The following is a 14,117-nucleotide window of genomic DNA, read 5'->3' as shown; positions in this document are numbered from 1 at the left end:
GCCGCTGGTTTCTGCTCGCTGCGCTCGGGGGGAAGTGGTGAATTGTTGAAGGACTGAATTGGTGAATTGGCTGCCGCTGGTTTCTGCTCGCTGCGCTCGGGGGGGAATGGTGAATTGTTGAAGGACTGAATTAGTGAATTGGCTGCCGCTGTTTTCTGCTCGCTGCGCTCGTGAGGGAATGGTGAATTGTTGAGGGACTGAATTGGTGAATTGGCTGCCGCTGGTTTCTGCTCGCTGCGCTCGGGGGGAAGTGGTGAATTGTTGAGGGACTGAATTAGTGAATTGGCTGCCGCTGTTTTCTGCTCGCTTCGCTCGTGGCACGGCATTGCCCGGCTGCACCTCGTCGCGAATACACCAAACTGCCGAAATAACCGGCCCTGGAAAGCCCCTCCCCCTAGCGCGGTCAGCGCCGAGCGTAGCGAGCACGGGCCTCGCCGACCACTTGCGGTAGCCCATTCAGTAATTCACGAATTCAGCCATTCACCAATTCGTGTCGAGCGTAGCGAGTGAGGGCCTCGCCGACCACTTGCGGTAGCCCATTCAGTAATTCACAAATTCAGCCATTCACCAATTCGTTTCGAGCGCAGCGAGCGAGGGCCTCGCCGACCACTTGCGGTAGCCCATTCAGTAATTCAAGAATTCAGCCATTCACCAATTGGTGTCGAGCGCAGCGAGCGAGGGCCTCGCCTACCACTTGCGGTAGCCCATTCAGTAATTCGCTAATTCAGCCATTCACCAATTCGTGTCGAGCGTAGCGAGCGAGGGCCTCGCCTACCACTTGCGGTAGCCCATTCAGTAATTCACGAATTCAGCCATTCACCAACTCAATCCTCAACTCACTCCAAGATCCGAAAAGTAGTACGCCGGTTAAGCTGGTGCTGGGCTTCGGTACACCGCTCGCAGATACAGTCGGCGACGGGTTGGGTTTCGCCGTAGCCGCGGGCGGTGAGGCGCTCGGCGCTGATGCCCTGTTCGACGAGGTAGGTGACGGCGGCGGTGGCGCGGGCTTCACTGAGCGTTTCGTTGTAGCGATCGGTGGCGCGGCAGTCGGTGTGGCTACCCAGCTCGATGGAGATGTCCGGATTCTGGCGCAGCAGTTCGGCCAATTCATTTAGGGTGGGTTGGGCGTCTTCGCGGATAAAGCTTTCGTCGAGGTCGTAGTAGATATTTTCCAACACGATCTCGCGGTTCCGGAAGATCTTTTCGATTTCCAGTTCGAGCTCGTAGCGCTGCTCGGGATCGTCGGGGTCACGCGGCAGATTGCGGCTGCTGAAGCGGCCTTGGGCGGCGAGGTAGTCCGGTCGCTCGGCGCGGAATTCGTAGCGCTGGTCGTCGGTGAGCACCAGGCTCAGGACACCTTCCTCGTTGGTGGCCACGGTCCGGCTCTGTTCGCCGACCCGGGCCACGACCGTGGCATTGGGTACCGGGCGCAGACCGAGCACGCGGCTCGACGGATCAGTGGGATCCTCATAGATTTTTTCCACCACGGTGACGTCCAGCACGTTGCGGTACTCGATGGGCGTCGGATCCGGTGGCGGCGGGGGCAGCACGGTTTTGGTGTAGGCGTAAATATCGTCGCTGCCCGCCCCCCCGGGCCGGGAGCTGCTAAAGTAGCCGGTGGTCGTCGACCCGATGCCGGTGCCGTCGCGGCGAACGATGGAGTAAGCGAAATCGTCGGCCCCGCTGTTGATCGGCAATTTCAGGTTTTTCGGAGCGCTATAGCGACCGTCTCCCATGGGCCAGGTCCGGAAAATGTCGAGACCGCCCAGTCCTTCCAGTCCGTCGCTGGCGAAGTAAAGGGTGTCGGCGTCCAGGTAAGGGAACTGTTCGTTGCCGTCGGTATTGATGGCGCGGTTCATCAGGTCGGGGGTACCCCACTGTCCCTCGGGCCCCATTTCGACTTCGTAGAGATCGTAGCCCCCCCACCCTTCGGAAAGGTTGGCGGAGAAGACCATGCGCCGCCCATCCTCGCTAAGGGCGGGATGCATGTAGTTCGCGTCCGGGGTAACGAAGGGCAGCTTTTCGGCGGGTCCCCAACCTTCCCCCTGGCGCTCGCTGCGGTAGATGCCGCAGTAGGCATCCGCGCGCTTTTCGGGAGCGGTACAGCGGGTGAAGTACATGACGTTCCCGTCCGGACTAAAAGTTGGCGTCCCCTCGTTCGACTCGCTGTTTACGGTCGGGTTAAAGGCCTGGACGTCGCTTACTTCCGGATCCACGAGGAACAGATCACTGAAGCTGCGGCCGGTCCAGTTGTAGGTATCCTCACCGGTGGCGGCCGCCCGATCGCTGGTAAAGACCAGCCGGTCGTCGTAGCTCACCGCGGCGTAATCCGCTCCGGGGCTGTTAAAGCCGGCCGGGGTCACTTCGTATTCCTTTACTTCCTGGGCCTCCCGCTCGGCCATCAACCGCATCGCCATTTCCGCTCCGGCGATGTCCTTGCGGAATTCATAGCGGGAGCCGATCTCGAAGCCGAGATCGGTGAAGGTTTGGATCGCGTCTTCGTAGCGTTCGAGCCGCTTCAGGGCTTCAGCTCTTTCGCGCAGGGCATCGGGCCCCACCCCGTTGTCGTAGGCCGTCTGAAACCACTCGGCCGCCTGGTCGTCGTTGCCGGTCTCCCGGTAGCTGACGGCAAGATCCATAGCGATGGCACCCTGTTCCCCCCGGGTTTTCGCGCGCTTATACTCGCGTTGCAGCATCGGCACGGCCACGTCGTACTGCTTGCGGTCCACGGCCGTGGCGCCGTCGGTGATCTTGGCGGTATAGGTACAGCCGGCCAGGAAACTGACCACGAAAACAAAAAGAAGGTATCGGTGCATCGACTCGCGCTTTGCTACAAAACGACTGTAAGGTACCATAGTTGACGGGGCGCCGGGGCGCGGGTGCCGTGTACTTGACGAATATATACGATGATTCCGAACGACGATCAATTCCCGGGCGAAGCTTGATGGTTTAGGACCTACTTCACCCGGGTCCGGCAACACCCGGCGCGATCAGTCCAGTCGCATGCGGGCGTACGTGTGCAAACCGGTGCCGAGGTCGTGTAACTGAAGCAGATACTCCCCGGCGGTCCACTCACTTAGGTCGATGCCGTCGAGTATACGGCCGACCGGCAACTCCTTCAGTAGCGCCCCGCTCCGGCTTACGGATAACAGCTTCCGGTTGCCGGTAAGCCTGAGCCATAGGAACCGTCGGTCGGCCAGTCGAAGGTTTAGGGTAGCGGTCGGTGGAGGACTTCCAAAAAAGTCTTCTTCGGTCAGATCGTAACCCGCCACGGTGATGTATGTACGGTAAGACGCACTCGTCCGCGCATCTTCCACCGAAATGGGAATACGCCGGCTACCCGGGCCGGGAACGATAAGCAGGCGGGCGCCCCGGTATAGGACGTCCCGGTAAGCGAGGAGGGTATCGATCCGGAGCCATTCGTCGTCCACGTGTACGCGCACGCTATCTCCACCGAAACCATCGGGGCCGGGAGGGAGTCGAACGGTATCGAGCAGGGGCCTATCGACGTAACCCTGAATGCGGGTGTCGCCCCGCAGTGGATCCGGAAGGGTTGGCCTTAACCTGACCGAGCCATCCGACCGACTCGACAGGAGGGAACGATTAATTAGTTCGACATCATTGCTTCGCTCCCCTTCCGGACCGAATACCCAGATGCTATCCCGGATATAGACGGTATCCCTGCCGGCACCGTAGAGTATCGCCCGCACGAAAGCCTCCGCTCTTTTCAGTTCACGGCTTAACTTTATCGTATACCAGCTCACGGTAGCCAACCGACCGTTCTCATGATAGGTCGTATCCACCAGCTTAGGTTGCCCCAGGAGGCTTCCGCTAGCGGCGAGAAGGATGAGGACGAATAACTTCACGGCGGGTCTTTATCGATTGAAGTAGATGGTGGGCTTAGCGGTGTACGGATTATGCCGTTCCCGCGCTCCGGCGCCCAAATCCCTTTCCGAAAATAGGTGGTCGCACTGACAATCTGTCAGCTAATTTTACGTACCTTTGCGCGCCAAAGCGGTGTGTGATGTATAACGACAACCCTACCCTTACCGACCTGAATGCGAAATCCATCGACCTGACCAAACAGGGAGAGGTATTCGGTGAATTCGACCAAGCTACCGGAGACGGATCCAAACGCTTCTACATCGAGAGCTACGGCTGTCAGATGAACTTCAGCGACTCGGAGATCGTAGCCAGCATCCTCGGTGAGGCCGGCTACGGCCCGACCCGCGACCTGGAGGCCGCCGACCTGATCCTGATCAACACCTGCTCGATCCGGGAAAAGGCCGAGGAAACCGTTCGCAAGCGGCTGCGGGTATTCGACAAAGTAAAGAAGCGCAAGCCCGGCACCATGGTCGGCGTACTGGGCTGCATGGCCGAGCGGCTGAAGGCAAAGTTCCTGGAAGAAGAAAAGCTCGTCGACCTGGTCGTGGGCCCGGATGCCTACCGCGATCTGCCTACCCTGGTAGCCGGTGCCGAGGAGGGTGACAAGGGCGTCAACGTCTTCCTGAGCCGGGAGGAGACCTACGCCGACATCAACCCGCTACGGCTCCAGAGTAACGGCGTGACCGCCTTCATCTCCATCATGCGCGGCTGCGATAATATGTGCTCCTTCTGCGTGGTGCCCTACACCCGCGGCCGCGAACGCAGCCGCAACGCCTTCAGCATCGTGGCTGAAGCAACCGACCTCTACGAACGCGGCTTCCGGGAAGTGACCCTCCTCGGACAGAACGTAGACAGCTACAAGTGGACCCATCCGGAAACGGAGGAACGAGTCAACTTCGCCCAACTGCTGGCGATGACGGCGGCGGTGCACCCCGATCTGCGGATCCGCTTCAGTACCAGCCACCCGAAGGACATTACCGACGAGGTGCTGTACACCATGCGCGACCACGAAAATATCTGCAAGTACATCCACCTGCCGGTGCAGTCCGGCAACAGCCGCATCCTGGACCTGATGAACCGGACCTACGACCGCGAATGGTACCAGGCCAAAATCGACCGGATCTACGAGATTATGCCCAACTGCGCCGTCAGCTCGGACGTCATTACCGGATTCTGTACCGAAACGGAGGAGGAGCACCAGGATACGTTGCGCATGATTGCGTACGCTCGCTACAGCATGTCCTATATGTTCTACTACTCCGAGCGGCCCGGAACCCCGGCTGCCCGGAAATTCACGGACGACGTTCCCTTGCCGGTAAAAAAGCGACGGCTCCAGGAGGTCATCGACCTGCAAACCACCATCAGTAACGAACTGAACCAAAAGGACATCGGCAAAACGTTCAAGGTTTTGATCGAAGGAGAAAGCAAGCGGTCCGACAGCGACTGGAAGGGGCGTAACAGCCAGAACAAGATGGTGATCTTTCCCAAGGTCGCCGGTACCCGGACGGGCGACTACGTGCACGTAGTGATACACGAAGCCACCAGCGCTACCCTGTTAGGCACCCAACTCCGGTAACCGCAATCCTTCCCGAACATCCGTCCGCCTGTCCGGTACTTTCTACGGACGACATCCCGAATTATCATGGCCAACATTTCCAGCACCAAACGCCGTTACGGCATCGTCGGACGCTCCCCCGCTCTGGAGAATGCCCTGAATACCGCCTTGCGGGTTGCCCCCACCGAATTGTCTATCCTGATCACGGGTGAATCCGGGGTGGGAAAGGAAGTGTTCAGTCGCATTATTCACGACAACAGTCCGCGAAAGCACGAAAAATTCATCGCCATTAACTGCGGGGCCATTCCGGAGGGCACCATCAACAGTGAGTTATTCGGCCACGTAAAGGGTGCCTTCACCAACGCCTCCAACGACCGCAAGGGCTACTTCGAGTCGTACGACGGGGGCACCATCTTTTTGGACGAGATCGGCGAGATGCCACTGGATACCCAGACCTACCTGCTGCGGGTGTTGGAAAGCGGGGAATTCATCCGGGTGGGATCGAGTACGGTACAGCGCACGGACGTACGGATCGTGGCGGCAACCAACCGGAAACTGGACGAGCGCATCGCGAAGGGAAAATTCCGGGAAGACCTTTTCTACCGCTTGGCTACCGTCAACATCGAGCTGCCCAGTCTGCGGGAGCGTCCGGACGATATCTACCTCCTCTTCCGCCACTTCGCCAACAACTTCGCCGAAGCGCAGGGATTCGACCCCATCCAAGTTGACGACGAGGCCCGCTGGCTGCTGAACAATTACCAGTGGCCGGGAAATATCAGGGAACTGAAGAACGTGGCCGAACAACTCAGCATCCTGGCCGAGAAACGGGAGCTCACCGGGGTAGACCTGATGACGATGATGCCTAAACTTCGCGAACGCCACCTCCCGGCCAAGACCCTGAACGGCGACGGAAACGGGATGCAGGAACGCGAGATCTTGTATAAGGTCCTCTTCGACATGAAAAGCGACCTGAACGACCTGAAGGGGCTCATCTTCGAGTTGATCCGCAACAACGATCTGCGGGTGCCGGACATGGGCAAGATCCGTTCGCTTCAGTTGCCCGGCGCCTACCCCGACGCGGCCGATGAGATCGACCGCCGGGCCGGGGCCGACGTGGAGCACTTCCGCCCCGCGCCGGAGGATCCCATCATCGTAGACGGTAGCATGCAACGGGAGTACGAGCGCAGTGAGATCGTGGAGGAAGACCTTAGCCTGGCGAATGCCGAGCGCGAACTTATCCGCAAGGCGTTAAAGAAACACAACGGCCGGAGAAAGGAGGCTTCTAACGAGTTAGGCATTAGCGAGCGAACGCTGTACCGCAAGATCAAAGAGTACGAGATCAACGACTGAGCCCCGTGGCGGCCCGCAAACCTAAGTTGATACGGTGGCGTTACAGTCGCGTGCTATCGGCCGGCTTATGAAGCAAACTCCTTACACCCCCCTTCCCTATGCGTAACGAAGTAAAAATTGGAATTTTGGCCTTAGTGGCCATTTTACTGGCCTTTTGGGGTTTCAAATTTATCCAGGGAAGTAACCTGTTTTCTTCGTCTCAGGTCTACTTCGTCGAATACAGCGACGTGGCCGGCCTGACCGTCGGAACGCCGGTGCAGATCAGCGGGGTCAACATCGGCTCGGTCAAATCCATCAAACTCGATCAGCAAAAGAAGCTGGTGATCGTAACCCTGGAGGTGCGGGACAACGTCAACATTCCCGTCGGAACCCGCGCCTACATCACCACCGTTAGCCTCCTGGGGGAAAAGGCCGTGGTACTCGAGTACGACCGGCCCTGCTTCGGTGACGGCGACTGCGCCGAAAGTGAAACCTTCCTGGAAGGCTCCTCCAAGGGTATTCTCGCCTCCTTTCTCGGGACGGATCCCGACGCGGACCCCGCCGAAGGCATCAAAGCGCAGATCGGAGACGCCGTCGATAGCCTCCAGTGGACGCTGTTCAGCGAGAATAGTGACAACCCCATTGCCCGGGCATCCCGCGACCTGGCGGTCACCATGGAAAACCTGAAGGGCACCAGTAACCGGCTCGACCGCATCCTCGCCGCCAACAGCAACGACATCAACACCACTTTCGATAACCTCGCGAGCCTTAGTCGTACCCTCAGCGAAAACGAAGCCGCGATCGCCAGCATCCTGCAGAACACGGATTCGCTGACGCAGAACCTTAGCGGACTGCAACTGGAACAATCGATCGAGGAGTTCAATACGACCATCGCCAGCCTGCGGAGTACGCTCGATCAAGCGGACCGGGCCATTGGCGGCGTGAGCGCGGTCATCGAGGACGTCCAGAACGGTCAGGGCACCCTGGGCAAGTTGCTGACTAGCGACGAAGTATACAATCAGATCAACGACGCCACCCGCAGCGCCGATACGCTCTTCAACGATCTCCAGGAGCGGCCCTACCGCTACGTTCCTTTCAAGAGCCGGCGCCGGGTACTTAAGTTCGACCGCCGCGACGAAGAACTCGAAGAAGGTCGCTAAACCCGCTCCGCCATGCGTATTCTACGTGCCGAGGAACACCGCGCGCTGGACGCCGCGACGATGGAGCAGGAAGGCATCACCAGCCTGGAGCTCATGGAACGGGCCGCCACGGCCTGGTGTGGCCGTTTCCTGAAGGCGTATCCGGACAAAGACCGCGAGATCGTCGTGCTCTGCGGACCGGGAAACAACGGGGGCGACGGCCTGGTGATCGCCCGGTTGCTGCGCTTTGAAGCGTATACCGTAAGTGTTCTCTGGGCGGAAATTGCCAGCGGATCGGAGGATAACCTGACCAACCGCCGTCGAGCAAAGGATTCCGGAGTGCACATTCGTACCCTCAGCCAAGGGGATGCATTTCCTACGTTCCGACGGAATACCCTCGTACTCGACGCCCTTTTCGGCACTGGCCTCAGCCGGCCCATCGAAGGCTACTGGGCCGGGCTCGTACACCACGTCAACGAGCAAGCGGTCGAGCGGGTGGCCGTCGACCTGCCTAGCGGCCTCTATGCCGACCGACCTTCCGGGAGTGCGATTATCCGGGCCCACCGCACCTTCAGCCTGGGGTATCCGAAACTCGCGCTCTTTTCCCCTGCCAACACGCCTTACCTGGGCCACTGGGAACTGGTCCCCTTCCGGCTCGCCCGCCCGCGGGAGGCCGTGACCGAGCAGGCGAACAACATCATGCTTACCCGCCCGTTGGTTCGGCCCCTCCTGAAGGAGCGGTACGCCAACGACCATAAGGGGACCTTTGGCCACGCCCTGCTGATCGCCGGCAGTTACGGCAAAATGGGTGCCGCCGTCATCAGTGCCCGTGCCCTGCTGCGGGCCGGGGCCGGTCTCGTCACCACGCACATTCCGCGGGTCGGGTACGAGATCATGCAGATTTCCCTGCCGGAGGCGATGTGCGAGATGGACGACCACCGCTACCACTTCACTTCCGCCGGCCAGGTGGACGCTTACGATACGGTGGCGGTCGGTCCCGGACTGGGGAAGGACGAAGCCACCCAAGCCGGGCTTTTCCAATTGATCGAAGCCTGCGGAAGCCCGATGGTCATCGATGCCGATGCGCTGAACATCCTTGGCGAGCATACCGATATGCTTGCCCTGCTTCCGAAGGGAAGCGTACTAACGCCCCACCCCAAGGAATTCGAACGGCTATTCGGCAAGACCGATGACGATTTCGATCGGTGGGAGCTCCAGCGTCAAAAAGCCCGGGAGCTCGGACTGGTCATCTTGCTCAAAACCGGATATACTACTATTGCCACGCCGGACGGCACGCTCTACTTCAACACGACCGGTAATCCGGGAATGGGTACGGGCGGAACGGGCGATGCCCTCACCGGCGTAATCGCCGGACTGCTGGCCCAATCCTATTCACCCGTAGATGCCGCCCGCCTGGGCGTATACCTTCATGGCCTGGCCGGCGACCTCGCCGCGCGGGAGTTGCAACAGGAGAGCTTGTTAGCGGAGGACGTCGTGAGCCACCTGGGCAAAGCGTTCGGCAAACTGAGGCAGGGCGCTCAGTAACCGATCACCCGGCGAAGCACCCAGCGCCGCAACCAGAACGGCAGCAATTTGCCCGCCGTGGCGTACACCTTGGTATCCAGCCCCACGTAATGGTGGACCCGTTTATCCTGCAGGGTAGCGTAGATCGCTTCCGCGACGTCTTCGGCCGTCAGGCGGATATCGCGCTCGGGCAATTTTCGCAGGAATTCCCGGTTGGTCGCCATCATGTTGGTGCGTGCGTACATCGGGTTGACGTCGCAGACGTGGATGTCATCCTTCGCCCAACCGATATCCAGGCTTTCCGTAAAGGAATTAACGGCGCGCTTCGAGAGGCTATAGGCTACCAGCTCCGGGTTCCCGTGGAGGGCGGACGCACTGCCCAGATTGATCAGCCGCGCCCCGGGGGTATCGCGCAGCAACGGATAGGCGTGATAGGCCACGTTCATCGGCCCCTTGAGATTCACGTCTACGATGCGTAACTCGTCGGCCAGTTCACGTTGCTCGAATTCGCCCACTCCCATGATCCCGGCATTGTTGAGCAGTACGTGCATTCTGCCGCCGGTGTGCCGACCGAAGTAGGCAATGGCCTGGCGGCAATCCTCGGCGTCTGTCACGTCTAACCGCTGGGTGCAACACCTTTGCGCTCCGTATTCTTCCGCCATCTCGCTGAGCCCGTCTTCCGAAACGTCGAACAGCCCCAGGTAATATCCCTTGCTGGCAAACAGCCGCGCGCAAGCTCGTCCAAAGCCGCCCGCGGCACCGGTGATGAATATCGATTTTTGCATGGCCTGCAAGGTAGAAAGCGGGCCGAACAAATACGCTGGGGGTTGATTAAAGTACCGAAAGTCAAATACCCTACCCCATTGGAAGACGGAATAAACCAAAACCATCTCAACAACCTGATGCCCGACGCGGCCCTACAACTGATTGATCCCAGCCTCCCCCAGTTGTTAACGATCATGCCCCTTTCCCAGCGCCCCATCTTTCCGGGCACCGCACTCCCCATGACCTTTTCCGGACAGGACAAGCTGGCCGCCATAAAAATTGCCGTCGAGCAGCACGATGGATACATCGGCGCCGTACTCGAACGGGAGGGCAACGATGATGACTACCGCGAATCGATCTACCACGAGGTCGGGACGGCCTACCAGATCCTCAAGGTTATGCCGATGGGCAACAACGGCGTACAGGTACTTGGCCGAACGATCAAGCGTTTTCGCCGCCAACGCACCGTGCAAACCGAACCCAGCCTGCGCTGGCGGGTAGAATACGATAACCAGCCTAGGGTAAAGCCCGACGCGGAGCTAAAAGCCTACATGCTGGCCATCAGCTCCGACATCAAAAGCCTCCTGGCGCTTAACCCGCTTTTTCAGGAGCAGGTCAATATGGTGGTCACCCAGCTAAATTACGAGAAGCCGGGCCAGACGATCGACGTGATCAGCAATCTGGTCAGCTCCGAAAAAGACAAGCTGCAGGATCTGCTGGAAACATGGGACATCTCCGAGCGCGCCAAAATGCTGCTTAACATCATCAAGGACGAGCTCCAGGTCGCTAAGATCCAGTCCCGCATCAATAAACAAATAGAAGAAGGCGTCAACGCCAAGCAAAAAGAGTACTTCCTCCGCGAGCAACTCTCCGCTATCCGCCGTGAACTGGGCGAGGAACAGGACGACGGCGAGTCCATTTCCGAACGGATCATGAATATGCTCGACGGCAAGCAAATGCCCGAGCGCGTCCGGGAGGTCTTCGACCGGGAGATGAATAAACTCCGTACCCTCAACACCCAGAGCCCCGAATTCAACGTCACTCGTACCTACCTGGAAACGTTGGCCAGCCTGCCCTGGGGCGTATTCAGCCCCGACACCAACGACATCGCCGAGGCCCGACGCATCCTGGACGCCGACCACTACGGCCTGGAAGACGTAAAGGACAACATCCTGGAATTTCTCGCTACCATCATCAAACGGGATTCCGTGGCGGGCAGCATCATTTGCCTCGTGGGCCCTCCCGGCGTGGGCAAGACCAGTATCGGACAAAGCATCGCCAAAGCCCTTGGCCGCGAATTCTACCGCTTCAGTGTCGGTGGGATGCGCGACGAGGCCGAGATCAAGGGCCACCGCCGCACCTACATCGGTGCCATGCCCGGCAAACTGGTGCAGGCCATCGACCGGGCCAAGAGCAGCAACCCGGTGATCCTCATCGACGAGATCGACAAACTGGGCAGCGGCCAGGGCGACCCGGCATCCGCCCTGCTCGAAGTACTCGACCCGGAGCAGAACGATGGTTTCGTCGATCACTACCTCGACGTTCCCTACGACCTGTCGAACGTGCTTTTTCTCACCACCGCCAATCAACTCGATACCATTCCCGGCCCCCTGCGCGACCGGATGGAAATCATCCGACTCAGCGGCTACATCAAGGAAGAAAAGATCAAGATCGCCCAGCAGTACCTGATTCCGCGCCAGCTAAAGGAGCACGGCTTTGCTGCCGACGAGGTAACGTTCACGGATGACGCGCTGGACTTCCTCGTCGACCGCTACGCCCGCGAAGCCGGCGTCAGGAACCTCGAGAAGCAACTCCGCAAGATCATCCGCAAGCTGGTCCTGAAGCAGGCGGAATCGGCTCAGCATTCCTTCGAAGTGAACCGCGACACCATAAACGACATGCTCGGTCGCCCACGCTACAACACCGAGAAGCTGTACGACCAGTCCATTCCGGGGGTCGTCCTCGGACTCGCCTACACCGCCCTGGGCGGCGCTACGCTTTACATCGAAGCCAGTGGCATACCAGCCGAAAATCAAGGGTTTCGGCTTACCGGTCAGCTCGGGGACGTCATGAAGGAAAGTGCCCAGATCGCCCTCAGTTACGTCAGGTCAATTTTAAGTCGTGCGGGATCCGACTACTTCGATAAGCACCAGATTCACCTGCACGTACCGGCCGGCGCCACCCCCAAGGACGGTCCGAGCGCCGGGATCACCATGGCGTTGGCGCTCTACACGCTGGCCACCGGACAGCCGGCCCGCGACGGCCTGGCCATGACCGGTGAGCTAACGCTGACCGGCCGCGTGCTCCCCATCGGCGGGGTGAAGGAAAAGACGATCGGGGCCCGCCGGGTAGGGATCGATACCCTGATCTTCCCCGAAGAGAACCGCCGCGATTACGAAGACCTGGACGAATACCTCCGGGAGGGGCTCACCGCCCACTTCGTCAGTAAATTCGATCAGGTCCTCGAGGTCGCGCTGGAGACTACGCCGACTTCTTCCGTTTCCGTGGTGTCTTAAAGAACTCCTTAAGCTGCTTGTCGGTCATGAAGTCGTAGTCCGTCCAGGTAGCCACGGTGGTCTTTTTGATGTCGCGGTAGTCCTTACCCCGCTTGTTCGTGTGCACCTTGATCAACCGCTTGGTGTAGCGGATGGCGAGGCGGCGCAGTTCCTGGTTGAATTGCTCGTTGGCAAAGATCTTCATGTAGATCGGGAACTGCTTGCCGGTATGGGCGAACCAGTCGTTGTAATCGTCCGTGCCCAGGCTGGCGGCGTAGGTATCGAAGTAGGCCAGGATCGTCTGGCGGATGTTCTCATTAAACTCGCTCAAACCCTGTTGCTTCAGGACCTCCTCTTGTATCGCTTCCTGCACTTCGGGCTCGGTATAGCCTTCGTTATGAATCTTGTCGGTCAGGTTGAAATAAGCGGTCAGATCGTCGTCGATGGTGCGGTCGATGAGTTCGCCCAGGTTCAGTTCCTCGAGTTGGCCGAAGGTGATGGTGGGGTCGTTCTTTAACCGCAGGAGGAACGTCATCACCTGCTGCTCGACCCGGTCCGAATGCGCCTTCCGTTCGCGGCTCAGTACGTTCTTGATGGCTTCCAGGGCCTCTCCCTCGGGGCTGAGGTAAGCACCGTAAATGAGGATAGGTTCAACGATCTCCTTGCGGCCCGTATAGTCCTCGTTCGTGGCCATGTCGTACAGCGGCCCGGGAAGCGCGTCGTTATTCAGCCCTTCCTGGGAGATCCGGTAAAGGAGAAAATTCACCAGGTGATCGGTGTGGGAGATCAGCTCGTTCTCGGCCAGGGGAAAGGGCGCGTACTGGTAGTTGCGGCTGCGGAACTGCCGCTGGTAGCGCAGGAAGATCTGCTTACGCCCTTCGGTGGTGCGGGCATTGTCTGCCTTCTGGGACAGCAGGAACTGGCGGACGCGCTTGGTCGGGATTTCATCGATAAGGCCGGTGACGTAGATATCGCTGCTCAGCGCGAACCCGACCTGCACGGCCTGCCCGATGCGGCTCCGCAGCTGGTCAAAGTTGACGTTCCCCGCGATGTAGGATAAAATCTCACCGAAATGGTCGTTTTGCCGGGAATAAAAGAATTGGGCGTTGATCTGTGGGCGAAGCACGCTATAGCCGAGTACCCGGGGGAGGAACAAACCCTCGAAACGATCGTCTAAAAGGTAACGCTCGAACGATTCGATCTCGAAGGGAGAATAGTGGTTGATCTGCTCGTGGGCGGCCTCGAGTTGGGGCTCGAATTCCGCCTTCAGGGCCTCGTAGTGCTCGTCTTCCTCCTCTTCCAGGTATTGGGCGAGGGTAGGACTTGCCTGGATGGCCTCGGCAATCGAGTCCAGGTGGGCCTTATAGGTATCGTTCAGTTCGTACATGACGGGTCGTTTAGCTTAGTAAAAGAAAACCCGGTAGT

General features: G+C 59.3%; 9 protein-coding genes. 5 read left to right on the top strand and 4 right to left on the bottom strand.

Translation table 11 applies throughout. The features are described 5' to 3' along the window. Nucleotides 1–836 precede the first annotated feature (836 nt). Together CLV84_RS15690 and CLV84_RS15685 are read right to left on the bottom strand one after the other, a co-directional pair. Nucleotides 837–2,816 carry an OmpA family protein gene (locus CLV84_RS15690; RefSeq protein WP_104420712.1) on the bottom strand — a complete coding sequence of 660 codons (1,980 nt, stop codon included), beginning with the start codon at nt 2,814–2,816 and terminating at the stop codon, nt 837–839. Nucleotides 2,817–2,990: 174 nt separating this feature from the next. Continuing rightward, nucleotides 2,991–3,866: a hypothetical protein gene (locus CLV84_RS15685; RefSeq protein ID WP_104420711.1), complete on the bottom strand. Its 876-nt coding sequence runs from the start codon at nt 3,864–3,866 to the stop codon at nt 2,991–2,993. Between the two features lie 158 nt (nt 3,867–4,024). Between CLV84_RS15685 and miaB the strand changes: the two genes are divergently transcribed. From miaB to CLV84_RS15665, 4 genes are all read left to right on the top strand, one after another. Then, a complete protein-coding gene (miaB, locus tag CLV84_RS15680; protein ID WP_104420710.1) occupies nt 4,025–5,461 on the top strand; it encodes a tRNA (N6-isopentenyl adenosine(37)-C2)-methylthiotransferase MiaB in 1,437 nt (478 codons plus the stop codon). Nucleotides 5,462–5,527: 66 nt separating this feature from the next. Further along, entirely contained in the window at nt 5,528–6,790 is a 1,263-nt protein-coding gene (locus CLV84_RS15675) for a sigma-54 interaction domain-containing protein (RefSeq protein ID WP_104420709.1), read from the top strand. 98 nt (nt 6,791–6,888) lie between these two features. Then, nucleotides 6,889–7,929, top strand: a complete 1,041-nt coding sequence (locus CLV84_RS15670) for an MlaD family protein (protein WP_104420708.1) — start codon at nt 6,889–6,891, stop codon at nt 7,927–7,929. Between the two features lie 12 nt (nt 7,930–7,941). Next, a complete protein-coding gene (locus CLV84_RS15665) occupies nt 7,942–9,453 on the top strand; it encodes an NAD(P)H-hydrate dehydratase (protein WP_104420707.1) in 1,512 nt (503 codons plus the stop codon). On the opposite strand, the gene CLV84_RS15660 is transcribed toward CLV84_RS15665, so the two are convergent. Further along, entirely contained in the window at nt 9,447–10,217 is a 771-nt protein-coding gene (locus tag CLV84_RS15660) for an SDR family oxidoreductase (RefSeq protein ID WP_170067729.1), read from the bottom strand. The two genes, CLV84_RS15665 and CLV84_RS15660, sit on opposite strands and share 7 nt — an antisense overlap. 78 nt (nt 10,218–10,295) lie before the next feature. On the opposite strand from CLV84_RS15660, the gene lon reads away from it, so the two are divergent. Then, entirely contained in the window at nt 10,296–12,713 is a 2,418-nt protein-coding gene (gene lon / locus CLV84_RS15655) for an endopeptidase La (RefSeq protein WP_211295270.1), read from the top strand. On the opposite strand, the gene CLV84_RS15650 is transcribed toward lon, so the two are convergent. Further along, nucleotides 12,679–14,079 (bottom strand): hypothetical protein, encoded by a 1,401-nt coding sequence (locus CLV84_RS15650; RefSeq protein ID WP_104420705.1) that lies wholly within the window; start codon nt 14,077–14,079, stop codon nt 12,679–12,681. The two genes, lon and CLV84_RS15650, sit on opposite strands and share 35 nt — an antisense overlap. Nucleotides 14,080–14,117: the final 38 nt, after the last annotated feature.

This window comes from Neolewinella xylanilytica (assembly GCF_002934605.1).
Classification (GTDB): Bacteria; Bacteroidota; Bacteroidia; order Chitinophagales; family Saprospiraceae; genus Neolewinella; species Neolewinella xylanilytica.
Note: the sequence above shows the minus strand (reverse complement) of the source record. Positions and strands in the feature narration are given on the sequence as shown.

Bases quoted from the DNA above. Each gene is read 5' to 3' on its own strand.
- CLV84_RS15665 (WP_104420707.1), top strand. From the start codon at position 7,942: ATGCGTATTCTACGTGCCGAGGAACACCGCGCGCTGGACGCCGCGACG.
- CLV84_RS15670 (WP_104420708.1), top strand. From the start codon at position 6,889: ATGCGTAACGAAGTAAAAATTGGAATTTTGGCCTTAGTGGCCATTTTA.
- CLV84_RS15660 (WP_170067729.1), bottom strand. From the start codon at position 10,217: ATGCAAAAATCGATATTCATCACCGGTGCCGCGGGCGGCTTTGGACGA.
- CLV84_RS15690 (WP_104420712.1), bottom strand. From the start codon at position 2,816: ATGCACCGATACCTTCTTTTTGTTTTCGTGGTCAGTTTCCTGGCCGGC.
- miaB (WP_104420710.1), top strand. From the start codon at position 4,025: ATGTATAACGACAACCCTACCCTTACCGACCTGAATGCGAAATCCATC.
- CLV84_RS15650 (WP_104420705.1), bottom strand. From the start codon at position 14,079: ATGTACGAACTGAACGATACCTATAAGGCCCACCTGGACTCGATTGCC.
- CLV84_RS15675 (WP_104420709.1), top strand. From the start codon at position 5,528: ATGGCCAACATTTCCAGCACCAAACGCCGTTACGGCATCGTCGGACGC.